This window comes from Thioalkalivibrio sp. ARh3, assembly GCF_000377265.1.
In the GTDB taxonomy this organism is placed as follows: domain Bacteria; phylum Pseudomonadota; class Gammaproteobacteria; order Ectothiorhodospirales; family Ectothiorhodospiraceae; genus Thioalkalivibrio; species Thioalkalivibrio thiocyanoxidans.
In genome coordinates this window covers 39,279-60,845 of record NZ_KB897953.1, presented here as the reverse complement: position 1 = coordinate 60,845, position 21,567 = coordinate 39,279, and the positions used below count along the sequence as shown (strand labels likewise).

Annotated in this window: 21 protein-coding genes; 17 read left to right on the top strand and 4 right to left on the bottom strand. The window is 62.7% G+C overall.

All coding sequences use genetic code 11. The features are described from left to right. Positions 1–130: 130 nt before the first annotated feature. From C995_RS0112500 to hsdR, 11 genes are all read left to right on the top strand, one after another. Complete coding sequence (locus tag C995_RS0112500; protein WP_018865264.1) at positions 131–1,384, top strand: NupC/NupG family nucleoside CNT transporter; 1,254 nt, start codon at positions 131–133, stop codon at positions 1,382–1,384. Positions 1,385–1,586: 202 nt separating this feature from the next. Next, complete coding sequence (modA, locus tag C995_RS0112495) at positions 1,587–2,360, top strand: molybdate ABC transporter substrate-binding protein (RefSeq protein WP_018865263.1); 774 nt, start codon at positions 1,587–1,589, stop codon at positions 2,358–2,360. A gap of 285 nt (positions 2,361–2,645) precedes the next feature. After that, complete coding sequence (modB, locus tag C995_RS0112490; protein ID WP_018138505.1) at positions 2,646–3,338, top strand: molybdate ABC transporter permease subunit; 693 nt, start codon at positions 2,646–2,648, stop codon at positions 3,336–3,338. After that, positions 3,335–4,441 carry a molybdenum ABC transporter ATP-binding protein gene (modC, locus tag C995_RS0112485; protein WP_018865262.1) on the top strand — a complete coding sequence of 369 codons (1,107 nt, stop codon included), beginning with the start codon at positions 3,335–3,337 and terminating at the stop codon, positions 4,439–4,441. Before modB ends, modC begins: the two co-directional genes overlap by 4 nt. Positions 4,442–4,718: 277 nt before the next feature. Beyond that, the gene (locus tag C995_RS14275) at positions 4,719–5,450 is read left to right on the top strand and encodes a hypothetical protein (protein WP_156015535.1); all 732 of its coding nucleotides are present in this window, start codon (positions 4,719–4,721) and stop codon (positions 5,448–5,450) included. A gap of 141 nt (positions 5,451–5,591) precedes the next feature. Next, positions 5,592–6,320, top strand: coding sequence for an HTH domain-containing protein (locus tag C995_RS0112480; protein ID WP_051075153.1), 729 nt, complete (start codon positions 5,592–5,594; stop codon positions 6,318–6,320). Positions 6,321–6,503: 183 nt separating this feature from the next. Further along, complete coding sequence (locus C995_RS0112475; RefSeq protein ID WP_018865260.1) at positions 6,504–6,821, top strand: HigA family addiction module antitoxin; 318 nt, start codon at positions 6,504–6,506, stop codon at positions 6,819–6,821. Positions 6,822–6,915: 94 nt separating this feature from the next. Then, a complete protein-coding gene (locus tag C995_RS0112470; protein ID WP_018865259.1) occupies positions 6,916–8,391 on the top strand; it encodes an N-6 DNA methylase in 1,476 nt (491 codons plus the stop codon). Next, positions 8,388–9,596: a restriction endonuclease subunit S gene (locus tag C995_RS13685; protein ID WP_018865258.1), complete on the top strand. Its 1,209-nt coding sequence runs from the start codon at positions 8,388–8,390 to the stop codon at positions 9,594–9,596. The genes C995_RS0112470 and C995_RS13685 overlap by 4 nt, the downstream gene beginning before the upstream one ends. Next, on the top strand, positions 9,593–10,597 hold the full coding sequence (gene rhuM / locus C995_RS0112460) for a virulence protein RhuM/Fic/DOC family protein (RefSeq protein ID WP_018865257.1): 1,005 nt from the start codon (positions 9,593–9,595) through the stop codon (positions 10,595–10,597). The genes C995_RS13685 and rhuM overlap by 4 nt, the downstream gene beginning before the upstream one ends. Further along, positions 10,594–13,008 carry an EcoAI/FtnUII family type I restriction enzme subunit R gene (gene hsdR, locus C995_RS0112455; RefSeq protein ID WP_018865256.1) on the top strand — a complete coding sequence of 805 codons (2,415 nt, stop codon included), beginning with the start codon at positions 10,594–10,596 and terminating at the stop codon, positions 13,006–13,008. Before rhuM ends, hsdR begins: the two co-directional genes overlap by 4 nt. Before the next feature lie 135 nt (positions 13,009–13,143). On the opposite strand, the gene C995_RS0112450 is transcribed toward hsdR, so the two are convergent. Both C995_RS0112450 and mltF read right to left on the bottom strand, forming a co-directional pair. Next, positions 13,144–13,344: a hypothetical protein gene (locus C995_RS0112450; RefSeq protein WP_018865255.1), complete on the bottom strand. Its 201-nt coding sequence runs from the start codon at positions 13,342–13,344 to the stop codon at positions 13,144–13,146. 55 nt (positions 13,345–13,399) lie between these two features. Further along, positions 13,400–14,860, bottom strand: coding sequence for a membrane-bound lytic murein transglycosylase MltF (mltF, locus tag C995_RS0112445; protein WP_018865254.1), 1,461 nt, complete (start codon positions 14,858–14,860; stop codon positions 13,400–13,402). Between the two features lie 422 nt (positions 14,861–15,282). Here mltF and C995_RS0112440 point away from each other — a divergent pair, with 422 nt between their 5' ends. Further along, positions 15,283–15,789: a GFA family protein gene (locus C995_RS0112440; protein WP_018865253.1), complete on the top strand. Its 507-nt coding sequence runs from the start codon at positions 15,283–15,285 to the stop codon at positions 15,787–15,789. 8 nt (positions 15,790–15,797) lie between these two features. On the opposite strand, the gene C995_RS0112435 is transcribed toward C995_RS0112440, so the two are convergent. After that, the gene (locus C995_RS0112435) at positions 15,798–16,307 is read right to left on the bottom strand and encodes a DsbC family protein (protein ID WP_018865252.1); all 510 of its coding nucleotides are present in this window, start codon (positions 16,305–16,307) and stop codon (positions 15,798–15,800) included. 593 nt (positions 16,308–16,900) lie between these two features. Between C995_RS0112435 and C995_RS0112430 the strand changes: the two genes are divergently transcribed. The 3 genes from C995_RS0112430 (at position 16,901) to C995_RS0112420 (ending at position 18,476) form a co-directional block, all read left to right on the top strand. Continuing rightward, on the top strand, positions 16,901–17,083 hold the full coding sequence (locus tag C995_RS0112430) for a hypothetical protein (protein WP_231362433.1): 183 nt from the start codon (positions 16,901–16,903) through the stop codon (positions 17,081–17,083). 102 nt (positions 17,084–17,185) lie between these two features. Then, positions 17,186–17,551 (top strand): hypothetical protein, encoded by a 366-nt coding sequence (locus C995_RS0112425; protein WP_026279110.1) that lies wholly within the window; start codon positions 17,186–17,188, stop codon positions 17,549–17,551. 19 nt (positions 17,552–17,570) lie between these two features. Then, a complete protein-coding gene (locus tag C995_RS0112420; RefSeq protein ID WP_018865249.1) occupies positions 17,571–18,476 on the top strand; it encodes an exonuclease domain-containing protein in 906 nt (301 codons plus the stop codon). A gap of 111 nt (positions 18,477–18,587) precedes the next feature. On the opposite strand, the gene C995_RS0112415 is transcribed toward C995_RS0112420, so the two are convergent. Beyond that, complete coding sequence (locus tag C995_RS0112415) at positions 18,588–19,055, bottom strand: hypothetical protein (protein WP_018865248.1); 468 nt, start codon at positions 19,053–19,055, stop codon at positions 18,588–18,590. Positions 19,056–19,233: 178 nt separating this feature from the next. Between C995_RS0112415 and C995_RS0112410 the strand changes: the two genes are divergently transcribed. Both C995_RS0112410 and pyk read left to right on the top strand, forming a co-directional pair. After that, on the top strand, positions 19,234–19,704 hold the full coding sequence (locus C995_RS0112410; RefSeq protein WP_018865247.1) for a hypothetical protein: 471 nt from the start codon (positions 19,234–19,236) through the stop codon (positions 19,702–19,704). Positions 19,705–19,861: 157 nt separating this feature from the next. Then, positions 19,862–21,319: a pyruvate kinase gene (pyk, locus tag C995_RS0112405; protein WP_018865246.1), complete on the top strand. Its 1,458-nt coding sequence runs from the start codon at positions 19,862–19,864 to the stop codon at positions 21,317–21,319. Positions 21,320–21,567: the final 248 nt, after the last annotated feature.

Genomic DNA, 21,567 nt, shown 5'->3' with positions numbered 1-21,567 from the left:
TCCTTGCACTTCGTTTAATGGGCCTACCCTACCAATGTGCACGCCCCTGCGCCCGCCCCCATTGGCATCCGTGTAAAAGCCGGTATCCTGTGCGGTTTTTGAACGCCGTCACAGAATCGAAGGGGGCTGCATGCTCGCACTGCAAGCCGGGCTGGGACTGCTCGTATTCGTGGCCATCGCCTGGCTGCTGAGCGAACACAAGACACGCTTCCCCTGGCGCGAGGTACTGGCCGGGCTGGCGCTGCAGTTCGGGATCGCGGTGCTGCTGTTGAGCGTCCCCGGCGCGCAGCATGCGTTCCTGTGGCTGAACCAGGTCGTGATCGCGCTGACCGACGCCACGCAGGCCGGCACCTCGTTCGTGTTCGGCTATCTCGGCGGGGACGACCCGCCGTTCGCGGTGGACGACCCGGCCAACAACTTCATCCTCGCGTTCCAGGCGCTGCCGCTGATACTGGTGCTCTCGGCCCTGTCGGCGCTGCTGTTCTACTGGCGCGTGCTCCCGGTGCTGATCCGCGGGGCCTCGCTGGTGCTGCAGCGGGCGTTCGGCATTGGCGGTGCCCTGGGCGTGGGTACGGCGTCGAATGTGTTCCTCTCCATGGTCGAGTCGCCGCTGGTGATCCGCCCGTACCTGCGCCAGATGACGCGCAGCGAGCTGTTCGCGCTGATGAGCGTGGGCATGGCGACGCTGGCCGGCACGATGCTGGTGCTGTACTCGACCATCATCGGCACGGTGCTAGACGACGCGCTGGGCCACCTGATCGTCGCCTCGCTGATCAGCCTGCCGGCCGCGCTGCTGATCGCCACCGTAATGATCCCGCCAACCGCGCCCTCCACCGCCGGCGAGCTGCTCCCCGAGACCGAGGGCGCGACCAGCGCGATGGACGCGATCACCCGCGGCACCCTGCGCGGGCTGGAGCTGCTGCTGCAGATCATCGCGCTGCTGATCGTCGTGATCGCCCTGGTCGCGCTGGTCAACGTGATGCTGGGGGCGCTGCCCGAGGTCGCTGGCGCCGCGCTCAGTCTGGAGCGCATCCTGGGCTGGCTCTTCGCCCCGCTGGCCTGGCTGATGGGCATCCCCTGGGCCGAGGCCACCACCGCCGGCTCGCTGCTGGGGGTCAAGACGATCCTCAACGAGATGGTCGCCTTCCTGCAGATGGCCGAGCTGGGTGACGACGCGCTGTCCGCGCGCAGCGAGCTGATCCTGATCTATGCGCTGAGCGGCTTCGCCAACCTGGGCAGTCTCGGCATCCTGATCGGCGGCCTCGGCGCGCTGGTGCCGGAGCGGCGCAGCGAGATCGTGAGCCTGGGCATCCGCGCCATCGTCGCCGGCACGCTGGCCACGCTGATGACCGGCGCCGTGGTCGGGATCGTGCACATCGCCTGACGCGCGGCCGGGTCTGCCAAATCGTTGGCAGCCAGAGGCGGTTCCGGTGTAGGCTTCTGCCTGGCGATATGCAAACTGAAATATAACGAACCGCATATCCCCAGCCTCACCGTCACTGCGAGGAGCACCGCGACGAAGCAGTCGCCGAACGAAACGACCCGAGCCAACCACAACCCGCACCCACAGGGAACTATCCCCACCCATGCACCTGCGCCTACTGCTCCTGACCCTCGTCCTGCTGCTGCCCGGCCTGGCACACGCCTCGGGCCCGCTGACCATCGCCGCCGCCTCCGACCTGCGCTTTGCCCTGGACGAGATCGTGGAGGCCTACCGCGAGGAATATCCGGACGACCGCGTGCGCGTGACCTACGGCTCTTCCGGGCGCATGACCACGCAGATCCTCAACGGCGCGCCCTACGACCTCTTCTTCTCCGCCGATATCGCCTACCCGAAGCGGCTCCACGCGGAGGGGGCCGCCGTCACCGAGCCGTCCGTCTACGCGATCGGACGCATCGTGCTGTGGAGCAACCGCATGGATGCCTCCGAGCTGACGCTGGAGGACCTGACGCGCGACGATATCCGCCGCGTGGCCATCGCCTCGCCCACGCACGCCCCCTACGGCGTGCGCGCGAAGGAGGCGCTGCAGGCGGCCGGCGTCTGGGACGCGCTGCAGCCCAAGATCGTCAACGGCGACAACATCGCCCAGACCGCGCGCATGGTGCAGGCCGGCGGCGCGGACACCGGCATCATTGCCCTGTCGCTCGCGGAGTTTCCCGATCTCGCCGAGCACCCGCACTACCTGATCGACGACGCGCTGCACGAACCCCTGACCCAGGGCTTCGTGATCACCCGTCGCGGCGCGGACAAGGACACCGCGCACCGCTTCGCCGGGTTCATGGGCCGCGACACCGCCCGCGAGATCATGCAGCGCTACGGCTTCGAGATGCCCGGGGAGCCCAAGGGAGACACTGACTGATGTGCACACTCGCGTTGGTACCCCAGGTTTTCCGAGACAAGGCGCGGTGCGCAGCCGGTAGTGGTTCTACCGGCAAGGGCCGCAACGCAGGATCGGGGAACCTGGGCTACCAACCCCACCAACCATTCAATGCAGGGGCTCGGCCGCCCGTTGTTGATCAAAGCGGGCGCGCGCACGGCGTTGCGGCTCCCTTGTGCAGAATGACTGCACGGCAGTCACCGCGCCTTGTTCGCACGCAAAAGCGACTCGAACGCGAGCGTGCACATCAGTCAGTGTCTCCCTAGCATGCTGGACCTGAGCCCCACGGACTGGATGGCGATCGAGGTCACCCTCAAGCTCGCGCTCTACACCACGCTGATCCTGCTGGTGATCGCCACGCCGATCGCCTGGTGGCTGGCCAACGGGCGCGGCTCCCCCGGCGTGCGCACCGCGGTGCAGGCCCTCGTCGCCCTGCCGCTGGTACTGCCGCCCACCGTGCTCGGCTTCTACCTGCTGGTGCTGCTCGGCCCGGCCGGGCCGGTCGGCAGCACGCTGGAGAGCTGGGGCCTGAACCACCTGGCCTTTACCTTTCAGGGCATCCTGATCGGCTCGGTGATCTACTCCCTGCCGTTCGCGGTGCAGCCGCTGCAGCAGGCCTTCGCCAACCTCGGCCGCCGCCCGGTGGAGATCGCCGGCTCGCTGGGCGCCGGCCGCATCGACCGCTTCGTGACCGTGATCCTGCCGATGACCCGCGGCGGCTTCATCGTCGCCGCCACGCTCGCCTTCGCCCACACCCTCGGCGAGTTCGGCGTGATCCTGATGCTGGGCGGCGCGATCCCCGGCGAGACCCAGGTGCTGTCCATCCTGATCTACGACCACGCCGAGGCGATGGACTTCGACTCCGCCCACCGCCTGTCCTTCGGGCTGCTCATCTTCGCCTTCGCCGTGCTGTTCATCGTCTACGCGATCAACCGCCGCTTCGACACGGTGCGCCTGTGACCCGGCCCGAGCCCGAAACGCTGCGCATCAAGGCCCGGCTGGAACGCCCCGGCTTCGCGCTGGACGTGGACACCGCCTTCCCGCTGGAGGGCGTGACCGCCCTGTTCGGCCGCTCCGGCTGCGGCAAGACCACACTCCTGCGCATCATCGCCGGGCTGGAACACCCGCCCGGCGGCGAGGTGCACTTTCGCGATAGCGTCTGGCAGTCCGGCAAGACCTTCGTCCCGCTGCACCGTCGCCGCGTCGGCCTCGTGTTCCAGGAATCCACCCTGCTCCCGCACCTGTCCGTACGCGGCAACCTGCTCTACGGCTACAAGCGCACGCCGGAGCCCCTGCGCCGCCTGCACCTGGACGAGGTCGCCCGCCTGCTCGGCATCGACGACCTGCTGCAGCGCCGCGCCGACCAGCTCTCCGGCGGCCAGCGCCAGCGCGTCGCCCTCGGCCGCGCCCTGCTCACCAGCCCCGACCTGCTGCTGCTCGACGAACCCCTGAACGCCCTGGACACCCAGACCAAGCGCGAGATCATGCCCTTCCTCGCCCGCCTGTCGGAGGAGACCGGCATACCCAGCCTGCTCGTCACCCACGCCCCGGACGAAGTCGAACGCCTCGCCACCCGCGTCGCCTTCATGCACGATGGCCAGCTCGAACGCCTGGAACCCCTGCGCGAAGCCCTCGCCCGCGCCGACTCCCCCCTGTTCCGCGACGAAGGCGCCGTCTCGGTCCTGCAAGGCACACTCGGCCCGCCCGACGCACACGGCCTGCACCCGTTCGGCCCGCCCGAGGCCCGCTACCGCGTACCGTCCACCCCCGGCGCCACCAACGGCGCCGGCCGCCCGGCCCGCCTGCGCGTAGACGCCCGCGACGTCTCCATCGCCCTGTCGCCGCCCCAGGACGTTTCCATCCTCAACATCATCCCCGTGACAATTGAGTCGCTGGACGAGGCGCCTGGGCACCATGGGCCAGCACGCGTACTTGCCGTGTGCCGGCAGGACGATGGGCAGACGTTGATGGCGGAACTGACGCGGCTATCCACTGAACGGTTGGGCCTAGGGCCCGGCGCTCGCGCCCATGCCCTCGTCAAATCCGTCGCCTTTCTCGACTGACCGTCCAGGCCGCGCCCTACATGGCCCCCATCCCTTCATCGGTTCGCAAACCCACAACATGCGTGCCAGAATCGGCCTGACGACCATCGAAGACAGCACCCCTAACACAATTAATCCCAGCGGCTACATATCCAGGACCCATGGTTCGTAACCGGCTGAACCCCCGAACGTTTGTGACGCCGGCTCATCCCTCAAATGTACCGCGCAGGATCAAACAATATCCGTGCGTGCTACCTAATCACTGTTAACTCTCTTAAGTGCGCGCAAGGAGTCAGCTGTGTCGTTTGAACAAACATCAGAGAATAATCCATATAACATTACAAAACGCCAGCACTACCACATGCAGGCCATTATCAAGAAGTTTGCAGTAAGCGATCAAATAAAGATCACATCCAAATCAGACAAGAAAACTCGCTTTACTAATCCCTCGGATCAATGCTTTATGGGACGTCGAACTTGGTCAGAAGAGTGCGAAACACATCTTAGCCACCCCATTGAGAAGAAGTTTCTAGCCCAGGTCAGAAGAATCGAAAACTCACAAAGCATTTGCGACCATAAAGCTATCTCTGAATATCATCTTCTATGGTGTTTGCGCTATCACTTCTCAAAGAATGAAGTAGAAGATTTTGACCTTTACAAGGACTTCCCATGCGGCAGCCTAGACCAAGAAACTGAGGAGCTACTTGAGTCATGGGGCAAAGTGCCAGTAAGAGCAGGTGGAAAGATTGCAGGCCGTTTCAAGGCAACACTTGATATCACGGAGTTGTTGAGCCGTAATGAGCATGCATATAAAGGCTTTAAGTGGCAGGTTGTAAACTCTAGCGGAGCCAACTTCATTTCTGCAGACTGCTATGGTGAAAAATTAATAATGGCTGTAACACCAAAGATATTCCTGATTGGCGGGGAAGACATTAAAGAGAAAGTTCGTCTGGCAACAGATGATGAAGCAAAAGAATTAAATGAAACGACGATAGAATGCTCTAGAGAGTTTTATTTTGGATCAACCTAATAAAGAGTTAACAATCGCGTTAGTTAGGACACTCGCACGCTCGCGCCTATTAAGCGCGCGCTATACCAAGGAGGCATCGTGCCTAAAGAACTAACATGGCGAAAAGCCATCGAGAAGGTGCTGCGAGATGCCGAAGGGGCGATGCACTACAAGGACATCGCCGAGGAAATCGTAAGCCGTGGCCTTCGCGTTAACGTAGGGGCCACGCCTCCGGCAACGGTAAGCACAAACCTTACAACTTCGATAGCTAAGGATGGCGATCGGTCCCCTTTTCAAAAAGTGGGGAGGGGCGAATACATCCTGCGGCACAAGCGGCAAACCCCTGAGAAGGATAAGCAGGAACGAAGTGAACCACTAAAACCGGACCAAGAATCGGAGGATCAGTATGATATTGTTAGCTCCTTCGGAATGTTTTGGCGGCGGGATTTTGTTGACTGGAATTCAAGACCAAAGCTGCTTGGTATGCAGCAGATCGGTGCAGAGGCAGTGGACTTTTACCAACAGATAGGGATCTACCTACTGTACGACGGTCGAGAGATAATATATGTAGGCCGGTCAACTGATCGCCCCCTTGGCAAGCGCCTATATGAACATACTGCAGATCGGCTTTCCACTCGGTGGGATCGATTTTCCTGGTTTGGCCTATTGCCGGTGTCTGAACAAGGAGAACTTCGGGGGCTTCCGGAAGGTTATATCTCTAGCAAGATTGTTCCAGCCCTAGAGGCCATATTGATTGAGGCGCTCGAGCCACGTCAGAACAGGAAGCGAGGGGACGATCTGTCCGCTGTCGAATATCTGCAGAAGGAAGATCCAGAAATCGACCGCAAGAAGAAAAAGGCGTTGCTTGAGTCTGCGTTATCAAAGGTATAAGAAAGCTTGAGGCAAAACGGGGTCGGACCTCGATAGGTCGCTGAATCTAAAGGTCTAGGCTCCTCTCTTACCGCTCGACAGGCGCTTAAACGGCCAATTTTCGGGGCGAAAAGCCCAAGCTAAGAGGACACGCATCTTCCTTCACGATTTCGACGGCTACCGTGGGCTGTGAGGACTACATTGATGACCATGCACAACCCTCCGCACCCGGGCGAGTTCATTCGCGAGGTCTTTCTGGAGCCGTTTGGGCTGAGTGCTCACCAGCTGGCCAGCAAGCTCGATGTGTCGCCTTCCACCCTGGGGCGTGTCCTGCAGGGGCGCCGTGGGGTCAGCGCCGAGATGGCGCTGCGGCTTTCCAAGGCGCTCGGGCGTTCGCCTGAAAGCTGGCTTGCCATGCAGCGCCAGCACGACCTCTGGTTTGCTCGGAAGGGCGTGAAGCTGGACACCGTGCGGCGGGTGCGGTTCGATGGGCCTGGCGACGGCGGGCAGCCTGCCGCCTAGCACCGCAGGAAGTACGCCAGGGAAGTGGCGCCCACCTTTCTCCTGACCTGCGCGCGAAGGGATAATGCGGCGTCCAAGGAGAACGGGTGACTGAATGTTCGAGCAAACCTTCCGCAATATCGATGACGTGCTCTGGAAAGAGGCCGGCTGCGCGACGGAGCTGGACTACACGGAGCAGACGTCGTGGATGCTGTTCCTCAAGTATCTGGATGATCTGGAGTACGAGCGCGCGCAGGAGGCGGAGCTGGTGGGCAAGTCCTACCGGTACATCATCGATGAGCCGTATCGCTGGTCGGCGTGGGCTGCGCCGAAGACGGCCGATGGCGTGTTCGACCATGACGAGGCGCTGACGGGCGCGGATCTGATCGGCTTCGTCAACGACGATCTGTTTCCGTATCTCCAGGGATTCCGCACGCGGGCGACGGGGCCGGACACCCTTGAGTACAAGATCGGGGAGATCTTCAGCGAGATCCGGAACAAGTTCTCCAGCGGCTACAGCCTGCGCGATGCGCTGGAGCTGATCGACAGCCTGAGCTTCCGCTCGCAGAAGGAGAAGCACGAGCTCTCCCATCTGTACGAGGCGAAGATCCGCAACATGGGCAACGCGGGGCGCAACGGCGGGGAGTACTACACGCCGCGCCCGTTGATCCGCGCGATGATCCAGGTGGTGAAGCCGCGCATCGGCGAGCGCATCTACGACGCCGCCGCCGGATCAGCGGGCTTCCTGTGCGAGGCGCACGACTACCTTCGATATGGGCCGGACGGCCAGGGCGACGGCAGCCATCTCTCCACCAGCGATCTGGATACCCTCGAGACCCGAACCTTCTACGCCAAGGAGAAGAAGAGCCTGCCCTATGTCATTGGGATCATGAACATGATCCTGCACGGCATCGAGGCGCCGAACGTCGTCCACACCAACAGCCTCACGGAGAACCTGAGCGACATCCAGGAGAAGGACCGCTTCGACGTGATCCTGGCCAACCCGCCCTTCGGCGGCAAGGAGCGCAAGGAGATCCAGCAGAACTTCCCGATCAAGACCGGCGAGACGGCGTTCCTGTTCCTGCAGCACTTCATCAAGTACCTGAAGGCCGGTGGCCGCGCGGCCGTCGTCATCAAGAACACCTTCCTGTCCAACAGCGACAACGCCTCGCGCGCACTGCGCAAGGAGCTGCTGGAGAACTGCAACCTGCACACCATCCTCGACTGCCCCGGCGGCACCTTCCTGGGCGCCGGCGTAAAGACCGTGGTGCTGTTCTTCGAGAAGGGCGCCCCGACCCAGAAGATCTGGTACTACCAGCTCGACCCCGGCCGCAGTCTGGGCAAGACCAACCCGCTCAATGACAACGACCTGAAGGATTTCGTCGCGCGCCACGCCGGGTTCGAGGCTTCCGACAATTCCTGGACGGTGGACATCAACGACATCGACCCGGACAGCGTGGACCTGTCGGTGAAGAACCCCAACAAGGCCGAAGCCGAGCCCCTGCGCGACCCCGAGGTGATCATCAACGAGATCGAGACGCTGGACCGGGAGAGCGAGGAGATCCTGGAAGGGATTCGGGGGATGCTATGAAAGAGGGCTGGACTGTACGGCCGCTCCATGAAGTCTGCGAAATCAAGCCACCGAAACGCGAGGTGCGCACCAGACTCGAGGCTGACGATCCAGTGTCGTTCGTGCCCATGAATGACCTTGGAATACGCGAGAAGTGGCTGCTTCCGAAGCAAGAGCGGCCTCTTTCCTCGGTTGCCGGTAGCTACACGTACTTCGCTGATGGCGACGTGCTAATTGCCAAGATCACTCCATGCTTCGAGAACGGGAAGCTCGGCGTCGCCCGAGGCCTGACGAATGGAGTCGGATTTGGCTCAAGCGAATTCGTGGTTTTGCGCCCGACCGACGCATTGGATGCCGAGTTTCTATTTTATTTCTTGTCGCAGGACAGCTTCAGGGACGCGGGGTCTCGTGTGATGTCCGGCGCGGTTGGACACAAGCGAGTTCCCAAAGAGTTTATCCAGAACGTCACGGTTCCGATACCGCCCCTAACCGAACAAAAGCGCATCGTTGCCACCCTCGACGAAGCCTTTGCGGGAATCGCCACCGCGCTCGCCAACACCGAAAAGAACCTCGCCAATGCCCGGGAGTTGTTTGAGAGTTATTTGAATGCGTTCTTTAGTCAGCAGGGTGAAGAGTGGGAAGAGCGAAGCCTCGCTGACGTTTGTGTAAACCTCGACAGCAAAAGAGTACCAATCACAAAGTCCAAGCGCATGCCTGGAGGGATTCCTTACTACGGCGCGTCTGGTGTGGTAGACCATGTGGCTGATTACATTTTCGATGAGGATTTGCTCCTGGTCTCCGAGGACGGGGCGAACCTGTTGGCCAGAACTTATCCAATCGCGTTCTCGATTTCGGGAAAAAGTTGGGTCAACAACCACGCGCATGTACTTCGGTTCGATGCGATCGAGTCTCAACGGTTTATCGAGTATTACTTAAATTCCATATCCTTGGAGCCATACGTCAGTGGCATGGCCCAGCCAAAATTGAATCAAAAGGCATTGAATTCGATCAAGGTGCCTTTCCCTTCGGTAGACCAACAGAGAGTGGTCGTCGAAAAACTGGATGAGATTGCGAGCGGGAAGAGGCAGCTCTCTGACATCTATCGACAAAAGCTCAACGCTCTATCGGAGCTCAGACAATCCCTCCTGCAAAAAGCCTTCTCCGGTGAGCTCACCGCAGGCGAGGCAGCCTCCGATGCCATGCGCCAGGTGGAAGAAATCGCATGACCGCCGAAACCAAGGCCCCCATCATCATCTTCGAGGAGGCCGACAAGGCGGTCGAGGTGCGGCTGGATGCGAACCAGCAAACGGTCTGGCTGAGCCTGCAACAGCTGGCGGAGTTGTTCGACCGGGACAAATCGGTCATATCCCGACATTTGAGTAACATCTACAAGGAAGGCGAGCTGGCGCGTGAGGCAACTGTTGCAAAAAATGCAACAGTTCAGGAGGAGGGCGCGCGCCGGGTACGACGCATGATCGAGCTCTATAACCTTGATGCGATCATCTCGGTGGGCTACCGGGTCAACTCCAGCCGTGCCACCCGCTTCCGCCAGTGGGCCACCCGCGTCCTGCGCGAGCACCTGACCCAGGGCTGGACCCTGAACCGCCAGCGCTTTGAGGAAAACGCGCGAGAGCTGGAGGCGGCCCTGGCGCTGGTGCGCAAGGCCGCGCAGAGCCCTGCGCTGGATGCGGGCAGCGGTCGTGGTCTGGTGGATATCGTCAGCCGCTACGCACAGACCTTTCTGTTGCTGCAACGCTATGACGAAGGCCTGTTGACCGAACCCCGCGCCCAGACTGGTGGCACGCTGCCCTCCTGGGAACAGGCGCGGGCCGCGCTGGACGGGCTGAAAGCGGACCTGATGGAGCGCGGCGAAGCCACCGAGCTGTTCGCTCGGGACCGGGGCGATGGTCTGACCTCGCTGCTGGGCAATCTCGATCAGAGTGTGTTTGGTGAACCCGCCTATCCCAGCGTTGAATCCAAGGCGGCGCACCTGCTCTATTTCGTGATCAAGAACCACCCGTTTTCCGATGGCAACAAGCGCAGCGCCGCCTTTTTGTTCGTGGACTTCCTCCACCGCAACGGTCGCTTGCTGGATGCGTCCGGCGAGCCGGTGATCAACGATGTCGGCCTCGTGGCCTTGACCCTGCTGGTGGCCGAGTCCGACCCTGCCAACAAGGAGACCATGATCCGTCTGATCATGAACATGCTGGCTGGAGACCAGGGATGAACGAGTCCGGCCTCAATGAGGCAGACACCCGCGCCGAACTGATCGACCCGGCCTTGAAGGAGGCGGGCTGGGGCGTGGTGGAGGCCAGCCGGGTGCGGCGCGAGGTGATTACGCTCGGTCGGCTGCAGGGTGGCGGCAAGCGCGCCCGGCAGGACATTGCCGACTACGTACTGACGTATCGCGGCCAGAAGCTGGCGGTGATCGAGGCCAAGAAGCGCAGCCTGCCGGTGACCGAGGGGCTGGCCCAGGCCAAGCGCTATGCCGAGCGCCTGCAGGCGCGCTTCGCCTACTGCACCAATGGCGACGGTATCTACCGGGTGGACATGGCAACCGGCGCGGAGGGCCCTGTGGAGGTCTGGCCGTCGCCGGATGATCTGTGGGTGGAGACCTTCGGCGCGGGCGGCGGCGCGCAGGACACCTGGCGCGAACGCTTCGGGGCCGTGCCGTTCGAGGACAAGGGCGGCTTCTGGCAGGCGCGCTACTACCAGCACAACGCCATCAACCAGGCGCTGGAGGCGGTTGCCGCGGGGCGGGATCGCATCCTGTTGACCCTGGCTACCGGCACCGGCAAGACGGCCATCGCCTTCCAAATTGCCTGGAAGCTGTTCCATGCGCGCTGGAGTCTGGCGGCCCGTGCTGCCGGCACGCCGGGGCGGCAGCCGCGCATCCTGTTTCTGGCGGACCGCAACATCCTGGCCAATCAGGCCTTTAACGACTTTTCCGCCTTTCCCGAGGACGCGCTGGTGCGGATTGATCCGGAGGTGATCCGCAAGAAGGGTCGGGTGCCGAAGAACGGCAACGTGTTCTTCACCATCTTCCAAACTTTTATGACCGGGCGCGATGCCGCGGGCCACCCCGCGCCGAATTTTGGCGACTACCCGCCGGATTTCTTCGATTTCATCATCATCGACGAGTGCCACCGGGGCGGCGCCAACGACGAGAGCAACTGGCGCGGCATCCTCGAGTATTTCCAGCCCGCCGTGCAGCTTGGCCTGACCGCCACGCCGAAGCGCACGGTGAACGCCGACACCTACGCCTACTTCGGGGAGCCGGTCTACATCTACTCGCTGAAGGATGGCATCAACGACGGCTTCCTGACCCCGTTCAAGGTGCGGCAGATCGCCACCACGCTGGATGACTACGTCTACACGGCGGATGACGAGATCATCGAGGGCGAGGTGGAGCAAGGGCGGCGCTACACCGAGGACGACTTCAACCGGGTCATCGAGATCCAGGAGCGCGAGCGCTACCGCGTGAAGCTGTTCATGGAGCAGATCGACCCGGGCGAGAAGACGCTGGTGTTCTGCGCCACCCAGGAACACGCGCTGGCGGTGCGCGACCTGATCAACCAGCTCAAGACCCGCAAAGACCCGCACTACTGCGAGCGCGTCACCGCCAACGACGGCAAGGAGGGCGAGCGCTTCCTGAAGCAGTTCCAGGACAACGAGAAGACCATCCCGACCATCCTGACCACCTCGCAGAAGCTCTCCACCGGCGTGGATGCCCGCAACGTGCGCAACATCGTGCTGATGCGGCCGGTGAACAGCATGATCGAGTTCAAGCAGATCATCGGTCGCGGTACGCGCCTGTTTGAGGGCAAGGACTACTTCACGATCTACGACTTCGTGAAGGCCTACGAGCACTTCAACGATGCGGAGTGGGATGGCGAGCCCTTGCCGCCGGAACCCTGCGAGCGATGCGGCAACAGCCCTTGTAGTTGCACCACGGAGCCTCCGCAGCCCTGCGCTGTCTGCGGCGAGCGGCCTTGTGTTTGCGAGAAGGAGCCGCCGGAACCTTGCGAGGTCTGCGGCGAATGGCCCTGCATCTGCGAAAAACGCCGCAAGGTGAAGATCCGCCTGGGCGACGGCAAGGAACGCGCCATCCAGCACATGACGGCGACCAGCTTCTGGGGCCCGGACGGCAAGCCCATCTCGGCCGCTGAATTCATCCAGCGACTGTTCGGCGATCTACCAGAGCTCTTCCAGGACGAAGATGAGCTTCGCCGCCTGTGGAGCCGCCCGGATACCCGGAAGAGCCTGCTGGAGGGGCTGGAGGAAAAGGGCTATGGCACGCAACAGTTGGCCGAGGTCGGCAAGCTGATCGAGGCCGAAAACAGCGATCTATACGACGTCCTGGCCTACATCGCCTTCAACATGGCGCCGGTCACCCGGGCGGAACGAGTCGATGCCCACAAGGAGCGCATCTTCCAGGGACACGACTACAGACAGCAGGAATTTCTGCGATTCGTGCTCGACCACTATGTCGCCCAGGGCGTAAGCGAGCTGGATACGGCGAAGCTCCCCCAGCTGATCGAATTGAAGTACCACAGCCTCGGTGACGCGGTGCACGAGCTGGGGCCGGTGAGCAACATCCGAGAAGTGTTCGTGGACTTTCAGCAGTATTTGTACTGATGTAAGACCACGAGTATCCCCGTCGAAGAAGTGCAGGAAGCAGGGGAAGAAGAGGACACCCACCTTGTTGCCCTTCGCTAGGCGCGCCTGCTGCCCGCCTGGCGCAGGCGCTGGAAGAATTGACCGGCGGCCTGCTTAGTCCGACAGCAGCCGCGAGAAGATAGACGGCGCCGCTCCGTCCACGGCGACCTCGTCCCCCACGAAGGCGGGCCGGATCACCGCACGGTAGTTGCGGATGCGCTGCACGTAGTACACCGGCTGATAACGAACGGGGGAGAAGAGGACACCCACATTCTTCTGGCCGTCATGGCGAGGCCCCGCAGGGGCCGTGGCCATCTCCGGACGCTACCTCCGGCGTCCGCCTTGGCCAGAGAATTGACCGGCGGCCCGCTCAGTCCGACATCAGCCGCGAGAAGATAGACGGCGCCGGCCTGTCCACGGCGATCTCGTCCCCCACGAAGACGGGCCGGATCACGGCACGGTAGTTGCGGATGCGCTGCACGTAGTACACCGGCTGGTAACCGCGCGCGTAGCCGAACCGCAGGTCGCGGTAATAGCGTTCCTCGGTCAGCAGCGGCAGCACCTCGCGCATGTCCGCCCAGCGGTCTGGATCGCGATCCAGCTCTCTCGCCAGGCGCCGTGCATCCAGCAGATGCCCGCGGCCGATGTTGTAGGCGGCCAGCGCGAGATAGGTACGGTCCGGTTCCGGGATGTCCGCGTCCAGGCGCTCGTGCATCTGGCGCAGGTAGCGCGCGCCGCCACGAATGCTCTGCTCCGGATCCAGGCGATCCTCGATCCCGAGCTCCTGCGCAGTGCGCTGGGTCAGCATCATCATCCCGCGCACCCCGGTGGGACTGCGCGCCTGCGGATCCCAGTGCGACTCCTGGTAGGCCAGCGCGGCCAGCAGGTCGGCGGGCAGTTCGTACTCGTCAGCGGCCTCCTCGAACACCGGGCGGAAATCCGGCAGGCGCTGGTCGATGCGCCGGGTCAGCGCACGCAGGTCCACGAAGTCGAATTCCGGGACGTAGGCATAGTACTGCTCGTCCACCCGGGCACGCACCTGCGTCCCCTCGTCGGTGTCCATCCACGCACCCGCCTGCGCCGCGAGTTCGTCGAAATCGGGGTGCAGATACCAGCCGATCGCGCGTTCATCACTCACGTCGAAGGCCACTTCCAGGTGCGGGAAGATCCGCTGGTTGAGCTCGACGATATGCGAGTCGGCCACCGTACAGTCGAGTTCGCCCTCTTCCACCGCCGCCAGCAGCCGCTCGGTGCCCTCCGGCTCGGCGCGATGGGCCACCGGCTCGTCCAGCGCCTGCAGGGTTTCGACGTAGGCGCTGCCGGCACTGACCGCCAGCTCCACCCCGTCCAGATCGGCGGCCGACTCCGGCAGCGAGCCGCGATCGCGGTGACACACGACCTGCTCGGTCACCTCGGTATGCTGCGGCCCGCGGAGGAAATCCTCATCGCGCGATTCCAGATGCGTGAGACCGGCCGCCGCCATATGGACCTCGCCGGAGGCCAGGGTCTTCAGCACCTCGCCCACCGAGTCCACCACCTTCCATTCGACCTCCCAGCCGCGTGCGGCTGCGAAGGCTTCCACCAGGTCGTGTTCCGGGCCTGCAGTCTCGGTGTGGCGATCGTAGAACCAGGTGGTGGGGGCATTGCGGGTCACCACCATCAGTTCGCCGGTACTCTCCGGATGTTCCAGCGAAGAGCCCGCCACCCCCGGCACTTCCGACTGCCCCTCCCCGGGACCGCAGGCCATCAGCACGACCGCCGACGCGGTCATCAGACCTGAACGCCACCAGCGAAGCGGATGCAGTGAATGGATATACGAATCAGTGGACATGAGATCCCTCCCCGAGCGGCGTTTCCTGACAGCCGGCTGGCCCGAACGGCCCAAAAACCCCCTTAGACCTTCGGTAGATGTGGTCCGGCCCACAACCAACCCCGATTTCATGAGGGTTGTGACGCGGAACCCCGCCGCGCCCCATCGGAGGGTCCAACAGGCAGATATCAACCGCCCGCGGAGAGACATTCCATGCGGGGAAGAAGAGGACACCCACCTTCTTGGCCACTGGCTTGATGTAGGGGGCCAAGCGTCCTTCATCACCAGGCGAGGGTACGCGGTCAGACCTTGCTTGTTGCTATGTTGAACATACGCGACGCAGCGCCCTCTGCCTCGTACCCTCCAGTGGCGAAAGCGAAGGCCTGCCGCCCTTCCCCAGTGCACTAGACTTAGGGTAGCCGCCCGATTCGGGAGGAGAGGCCATGCTGCTCGAAGGTTCCTGTCACTGCGGCGCGGTGCGTTTTCGCGTGGAATCGCCGCATCCATATCCGTACCAGCGCTGCTACTGCTCGATCTGCCGCAAGACCGCCGGGGGCGGCGGCTATGCCATCAACCTGAGCGGACGCGCCGAGACGCTGGAGGTCGAGGGCGCCGATCACACGGGTATCTACCATGCAGTGATCGACGGCGAGCCGAGCCTCGGCGAGCGCCATTTCTGCCGCCACTGCGCCAGTGCCCTATGGGTTTATGATCCCCGCTGGCCCGCCCTCGTCCACCCCTTTGCCTCCGCCATCGACAGCGAACTGCCGACCCCGCCCGAGCACGTCCATATCCTGCTCGACAGCAAGGCCAACTGGGTGGAGGTGGAGGCAGACGACAGCAGCCGATGTTTCTCCGGTTTCCCGGAAGAGAGCATCGCCGAGTGGCACCAACGACTGGGGCTGGAGGAGAGCGACGAGGGGTCAAGAAGAGGACACCCACCTTCTTGATACGCTGCTTACCGGGCCGCCTCGGCTTCCAGCATATCCACGAGTTCGGCGGCGGAGACAAGGCCGTACCTGATCCGGCCCTGAGGGGTGATGATGGTGGGGGTGCCCCGGAACCGCTCCTCCCGGGCGATGGCCAGATGATCGGCCACGGGATTCGGGCAGTCTTCCGCCTTAATGGTCTCGCCCAGCTTGGCCCGAGTGATGGCATCTTGCCGGTCGTCGCTGCACCACACCGCCTCCATCTGCTCGAAGGCGTTGCCGATGACGGGGAACGCCGCATAGCGAATGCGGATATCCCATAAGAGGTAGTCGTCGATTTGCTGGTGGAACTCGCGGCAATAGGGGCAGTTGACGTCGGTAAAGACCGTCACGGTGTACTGGACGTCGTCCGGCTCAAAGACGATGAGCTCGTCCTCGTCCAGGCCTTCCACCAGTTGCACGATCTCGGCCTCCCGTTCCCCGGCGGCCGCGTTGCCGCTCAGGCCGAACACGAGAAGCGCCACGGCCACCAGGACCATCGGGCATGCGCAGATCCCGTTCGTCCGTATCACGTCCACCGTCCTTCCGGCTTGATGCACTGACAGCCGGTGTTTGTCGGCCTGCCGGATTCCCTGTCCCGATACTTATACCGATGGACCATTGCGAGAAATCCGGGTTCCGCCTGACCGAAAGGCGAAAACCAGCGGGAAAAGGGCTCGGATCTCGATAGCATCATTTTCTGGCCCGTTAGGGCGAGGCCCCGCCCGGACGCAACCCCGGCGCGCCTCTCAGCCAACGCCCGGGTCGTCCACGGGGATACTGGAAGTTGAAAAACACGATTGCAGGGGAACTCACGCTTGTCGGCACTGTGTTCGGCATGCAGCATGATTGTTTCGGGCGTGTGCCCGATGTTATACGAGGCTGAGGGCTTGCGAGCCCCTGAACGTGTTGATCAGGGAGGCCACCATGCGTGTCATCATCCTGAACTCCTTGCCCTCGCAGTCACACCGCGGCTGCGGATCTCGAACCTGCGACGAGTTCGGAGGTAGAAGCCGCCATCTCCGGAAATACCGTTGATTCCAAGATCCACGGCGCGGGGCGAACGGTGGACTACTTCGCCGAAGATGGGGGAATGCGTAACGCGGACGAGACCGAGTCCAGTTGGAAGGTCGAGGACGATGCGCTGCGCATGACGTTCAATAGGGGTTCGGACTGCTGGCGCCTCTCGATCGAAGGCAACAGCATTACCTGGCTACGCCACGGCGAGATGGCAGGGACGGGCGAGATCCGCGACGGTAACCCGGAGGGCTTGTAGGAGTCTTCAGCCAACGAGCCGCAAGAAGGGGGTATCGGCCACGGGGTCCGACCGTTGCCTTTTGCTGTTAGACCCTTACTCATGACTCTCGAGGGGCACCGCATGAAGATATACCGATCGATTAGCGAGCCGATTCGCGACGGCGCAAATTGGGATGAGCGTTGGAATTCCGAAGATAATGGGCTCATCGCATGCTGGGAACGGGGTCGAGAGAAACGACTTGAAGATCCAGAGCTGGCCGCGCGAGCCGCGGATGGGAAGCTCGTAGTTCTCCCTTGGAAAGGCGGTGTCGAAAAAGCTATAAAGAAGAAACACAAGTTCGGAACACTCTTCTACCTCGCCATGTGGCAGGGCCTGAGGGGCGAAGACCTGAACATCGACACTGCCGAGGATATTACACTGACGTGCACCGCCACCGGAATGGCCGTTGTCTTCACCGCCAACAATAAAAAGTACGCGGAAGCGTAAACCCATTGGAGACGAGCCGATGCAGTTTGTTGCCATCGACGTCGAGACTGCCAATGCTGACATGGGATCGATTTGTCAAATCGGCGTCGCGAAGTTTGTCGATGGAAAACTCACCGAAGAGTGGTGCACGCTTGTCGACCCTGAAGAGCATTTCGACGAGGTCAACGTCAGCATACACGGCATCAAACCGCATCTGGTAAGAGGCCGTCCAATACTACCCCAGATTGCCGACCGAATACGCTTTACTCTCGAAAATACAATCAGCGTTTGTCACACCCATTTTGATCGGATCGCTATCGATCGGGCCTACGCAAAGTATAACCTGAATCCCATTTGCACCACTTGGCTGGACTCGGCCAGAGTAGTCCGCCGCACCTGGAAAGACCTGGCGTGGAAAGGCTACGGCCTTGCCAACGTTTGTAACAGGATCGGATACGAATTTCGGCATCATGATGCGCTCGAAGACGCAAAGGCAGCTGGCTTTGTCTTGCTTGCCGCTCTGAAAGAATCACGGCAAGACTTAGATCACTGGCTCCGTAGGGTCAACCAACCCATTGATCCCGCGAGCGCGCTCTCTGGCGCACGCATAAAAAGAGACGGCAACCCTGAAGGCGATTTATATGGTGAAGTCGTCGTCTTCACAGGGGCACTCGAACTCCCGCGCAGCCAAGCGGCAGACCTTGCGGCTAGTGTTGGCTGTCGGGTCACAAGCAGCGTGACGAAGAAAACCACGATCTTGATTGTAGGTGACCAAGATGTCACCAAACTCGCGGGTCACGAAAAGAGTTCAAAGCATCGCAGAGCGGAGCAATTGGTTGCTGAAGGTCAGCGAATCAGGATCATTCGGGAGTCCGACTTCAGGATCCTCGTACGTACGGCCCGCGCTCAGATGGATTCAATCGTTTCAGCCGAAGACGCGCCGTAGCGTCGTTTTGGCTCCTTTAGGGCGCGACAGTGCAAAAAGGCGACATCACGAAGAAAAGCACACCTACTGCCAGCCACGAAGAAGGCGACACCGACCTTCTGGACGCGGTAGCTACGCGTCGTTCAACGCCAGTTGCCCCCTCACCTGACGGCGGACGAACCAGATCAGCAGGAGCGGCAGGATCACCCACTGAATGAGCGGCAGCAGGCCCGTGCCCAGGATCGGCAAGGTGGGCATGGTGTCGGCGTATTGCCAGCGGTCGTCGATTGCCGTTGCGTGCCACTCCAGGCCGATGGTGATCACGACCCCGATCGCCACGAACAGCAGCACGGTGCGCAGGGTGGGCTGGAGAATCCAGCTCCGGTTCCGGGTGAGCGCCGCCACGCCCCAGAAGGCCGCGAGCGCGATCAGTACATCGCCAAGCGTTGCCCGGGTGCAGAACACCACGGCCTCCCAGTGCGGCATGGTGGGCATGTCGTCGAAGAAGGGCACCTGCAGAAACTCCCATGGGTAGTTCAGCAGGAACGCGAACACGGCCACGTTGAACTCGGGTAGGGCCAGGATGCGCTGCCGTGACATGGGAGCCTCCCGTTGGTGTTGGCTCGGGCTGTTCGGACACCGAAACGGTACACGATGATGCCGCCCTGCCTGAAATGGAAGGACGATCGCCCAGGCGGCACGGCAACCGAGGCTGGTCCATCGCTCTATCTGAACTAGACTCCAGGTAAGCGAACCGTTTCCTACAGGAGAGCACGCGATGCGCAAGACTTCTTCTCTTTCCGCCTGGATGGTCAGCTTGGTGGCAGGCCTTATGGTGCTCGGCATGGGAGCGCTGGCCAGCGACGCGCGCGCCGCAGAAACCGTCGACGGGCTAACCATCTACCTGGGTGTGGTGCCGGCCGCGGTCGTGCGTGATCACCATCCGCCCGATCACCCGGAGGCCGAGATGCACGACGGCGTTCCCGATGACGGCTACCACGTGATGATTGCCCTGTTCGACGAAAAGACGGGCGACCGCATCACCGACGCGGACGTGGAAGCCACGATCAGCAGCGAGGAGATGGCCGAGGTTCGCAAGGATCTCGAGCTTATGGTGATTGCCGATGCCGAGACATACGGCAATTACTTCGACCTGACCGGAAGCGCCCGATACGACATTGACCTCAAGATCCGCCTGCCGGACGACGATCGCGAGGTACGGGCCACCCTGGACTGGCAACGCCCCTGATCACCGCGACCCAGCGGGCGGCACAGTAACGGAGGAATGAGGAAACCTTTCTTTTCCGGCTGCGGGCATGCATCTCGATAGCAGGCCGCCGGCCCCCGGCGACAGGCTGTCGCGGCCGGTTTACCCTCGGAGGCAGTGATCGAGCAAGGATCCGCCCATGCCGTTTCGCGCGCACAAGACGAAGATCGTGGCCACGATCGGGCCGGCGTCCGATTCCCCGGAGACGCTGCGACAGATGGTGCGGGCCGGCCTCAACGTGGCACGGCTGAACTTCTCGCACGGCGATGCCGACTACCACGCCGAGGTGATCGGCCATATCCGCGAAGCCGCCCGCGAGACCGGCAGCCGCATTGCGATCCTGGGAGACCTGCCGGGACCGAAGATGCGCATCGGCGAGCTGGGTGAGGAACGGATCGAACTGGAGCCCGGCCAGGCCATCACACTGACCACGGAGGACTGCACCGGTGACGCCTCGCGCGTTAGCGTGTCGTTCTCCGGGCTGCCGGAGGCGGTGCAGCCGGGCGATGCGCTGTTCCTGAACGATGGCTACATCGAGTTGGAGGTGGTGTCGATCGAGGGCCGCGATGTGGCCTGCCGCGTGCATACCGGCGGTGAGCTGCGCTCGCGCAAGGGGCTGAACCTGCCGGGCATCGATCTGGGTATCCGCGCCTTTACCCTGGACGACCACGAGTGGCTGCGCTTCGCGGCGGAACACGGCGTGGATGCCGTCAGCCAGAGCTTCGTCGTCGATGGCGACGACATCCTGGCCGTGCGCAAGGCGGCGGAGGCGCTGGGCTATGCCCCCTTCATCGTCGCCAAGATCGAGCGGGCCGCGGCGCTGGAGCAGCTCGACAGCATCCTGGAGGCGGCGGACGGCATCATGGTGGCGCGCGGGGATCTGGGGGTGGAGATCCCGATCGCGAGCATCGCCCTCGCCCAGCGCCGCATCACCCGGCGCGCCAACCAGTACCACCGCCCGGTGATCACCGCGACCCAGATGCTGGAGTCCATGGTCACCTCGCGCCGCCCGACCCGCGCCGAGGCGACCGACGTGGCGAATGCCATCCTCGGCGGCACCGACTGCGTGATGCTCTCCGGTGAATCCGCAATGGGGCGCTATCCGGTGGAGGCCGTGGCGATGCTCGCGGCCATTGCCCGCTCCATCGAACCGGAACGCGACACGGGCATGATTCCTGATGGTCCGAACGACCATGACGAGGCCGGGCGCGACCGCGCCGTCGACCTGATCGTGCGCAGCGTATTCCACACCGCGCAAAGGCGCCTGCCCCACGTGACCCTCGCGCCCACGCTCAGCGGTGCCACCGCCCGGCGCATCGCCTGCCTGCGCCTGCCCTGCTGGACGGTCGCTTTCACCCCGAACCCCGCAACCGCCCAGGGCCTGCAGTTCTCCTACGGCGTACAGCCAGTGGAGGTCACCGAAGACCGCAGCGACTGGAACGACTTCGCCCGTGAGTGGCTCGCCGAGAACGACATCAATGACGGCCTCGTCCTTCTCGTTCAGGGCCCCTCGGCCCCCAACCCGGCCGGCAACCACCGCCTGGAACTGCTCGAACTCGACAGCCCCCGCCGGGGAGACGCACCAGGACATACCTGAAAAAGGACAACAAGAACACACCCTTCTTCCCTGCCGCGTCATGGCGAGGTCCCGCAGGGGCCGTGGCCATCTGCGAATGCAATCCCAGACGTCCGCCTCGATCAGCGCCGGGGACATCCACAGAGATCGCCACGGCGCTGCGCGCCTCGCGATGACGGTGATTACTTGTCGCGCCGTGGCGAAATCTTGCAGGGGCACCTGCCTTCTTGCGCGCAGGGAACGAGCTGTGGAGGGACACCCACTTTCGA

What these genes read in the sequence shown, in the direction of transcription:
- C995_RS0112500 (WP_018865264.1), top strand. Translation starts at nt 131, where the DNA reads ATGCTCGCACTGCAAGCCGGGCTGGGACTGCTCGTATTCGTGGCCATC.
- modA (WP_018865263.1), top strand. Translation starts at nt 1,587, where the DNA reads ATGCACCTGCGCCTACTGCTCCTGACCCTCGTCCTGCTGCTGCCCGGC.
- modB (WP_018138505.1), top strand. Translation starts at nt 2,646, where the DNA reads ATGCTGGACCTGAGCCCCACGGACTGGATGGCGATCGAGGTCACCCTC.
- C995_RS0112480 (WP_051075153.1), top strand. Translation starts at nt 5,592, where the DNA reads ATGCACTACAAGGACATCGCCGAGGAAATCGTAAGCCGTGGCCTTCGC.
- C995_RS0112475 (WP_018865260.1), top strand. Translation starts at nt 6,504, where the DNA reads ATGACCATGCACAACCCTCCGCACCCGGGCGAGTTCATTCGCGAGGTC.
- C995_RS0112470 (WP_018865259.1), top strand. Translation starts at nt 6,916, where the DNA reads ATGTTCGAGCAAACCTTCCGCAATATCGATGACGTGCTCTGGAAAGAG.
- C995_RS13685 (WP_018865258.1), top strand. Translation starts at nt 8,388, where the DNA reads ATGAAAGAGGGCTGGACTGTACGGCCGCTCCATGAAGTCTGCGAAATC.
- rhuM (WP_018865257.1), top strand. Translation starts at nt 9,593, where the DNA reads ATGACCGCCGAAACCAAGGCCCCCATCATCATCTTCGAGGAGGCCGAC.
- hsdR (WP_018865256.1), top strand. Translation starts at nt 10,594, where the DNA reads ATGAACGAGTCCGGCCTCAATGAGGCAGACACCCGCGCCGAACTGATC.
- C995_RS0112450 (WP_018865255.1), bottom strand. Translation starts at nt 13,344, where the DNA reads ATGGCCACGGCCCCTGCGGGGCCTCGCCATGACGGCCAGAAGAATGTG.
- mltF (WP_018865254.1), bottom strand. Translation starts at nt 14,860, where the DNA reads ATGTCCACTGATTCGTATATCCATTCACTGCATCCGCTTCGCTGGTGG.
- C995_RS0112440 (WP_018865253.1), top strand. Translation starts at nt 15,283, where the DNA reads ATGCTGCTCGAAGGTTCCTGTCACTGCGGCGCGGTGCGTTTTCGCGTG.
- C995_RS0112435 (WP_018865252.1), bottom strand. Translation starts at nt 16,307, where the DNA reads ATGGTCCTGGTGGCCGTGGCGCTTCTCGTGTTCGGCCTGAGCGGCAAC.
- C995_RS0112430 (WP_231362433.1), top strand. Translation starts at nt 16,901, where the DNA reads ATGCGTAACGCGGACGAGACCGAGTCCAGTTGGAAGGTCGAGGACGAT.
- C995_RS0112425 (WP_026279110.1), top strand. Translation starts at nt 17,186, where the DNA reads ATGAAGATATACCGATCGATTAGCGAGCCGATTCGCGACGGCGCAAAT.
- C995_RS0112420 (WP_018865249.1), top strand. Translation starts at nt 17,571, where the DNA reads ATGCAGTTTGTTGCCATCGACGTCGAGACTGCCAATGCTGACATGGGA.
- C995_RS0112415 (WP_018865248.1), bottom strand. Translation starts at nt 19,055, where the DNA reads ATGTCACGGCAGCGCATCCTGGCCCTACCCGAGTTCAACGTGGCCGTG.
- C995_RS0112410 (WP_018865247.1), top strand. Translation starts at nt 19,234, where the DNA reads ATGCGCAAGACTTCTTCTCTTTCCGCCTGGATGGTCAGCTTGGTGGCA.
- pyk (WP_018865246.1), top strand. Translation starts at nt 19,862, where the DNA reads ATGCCGTTTCGCGCGCACAAGACGAAGATCGTGGCCACGATCGGGCCG.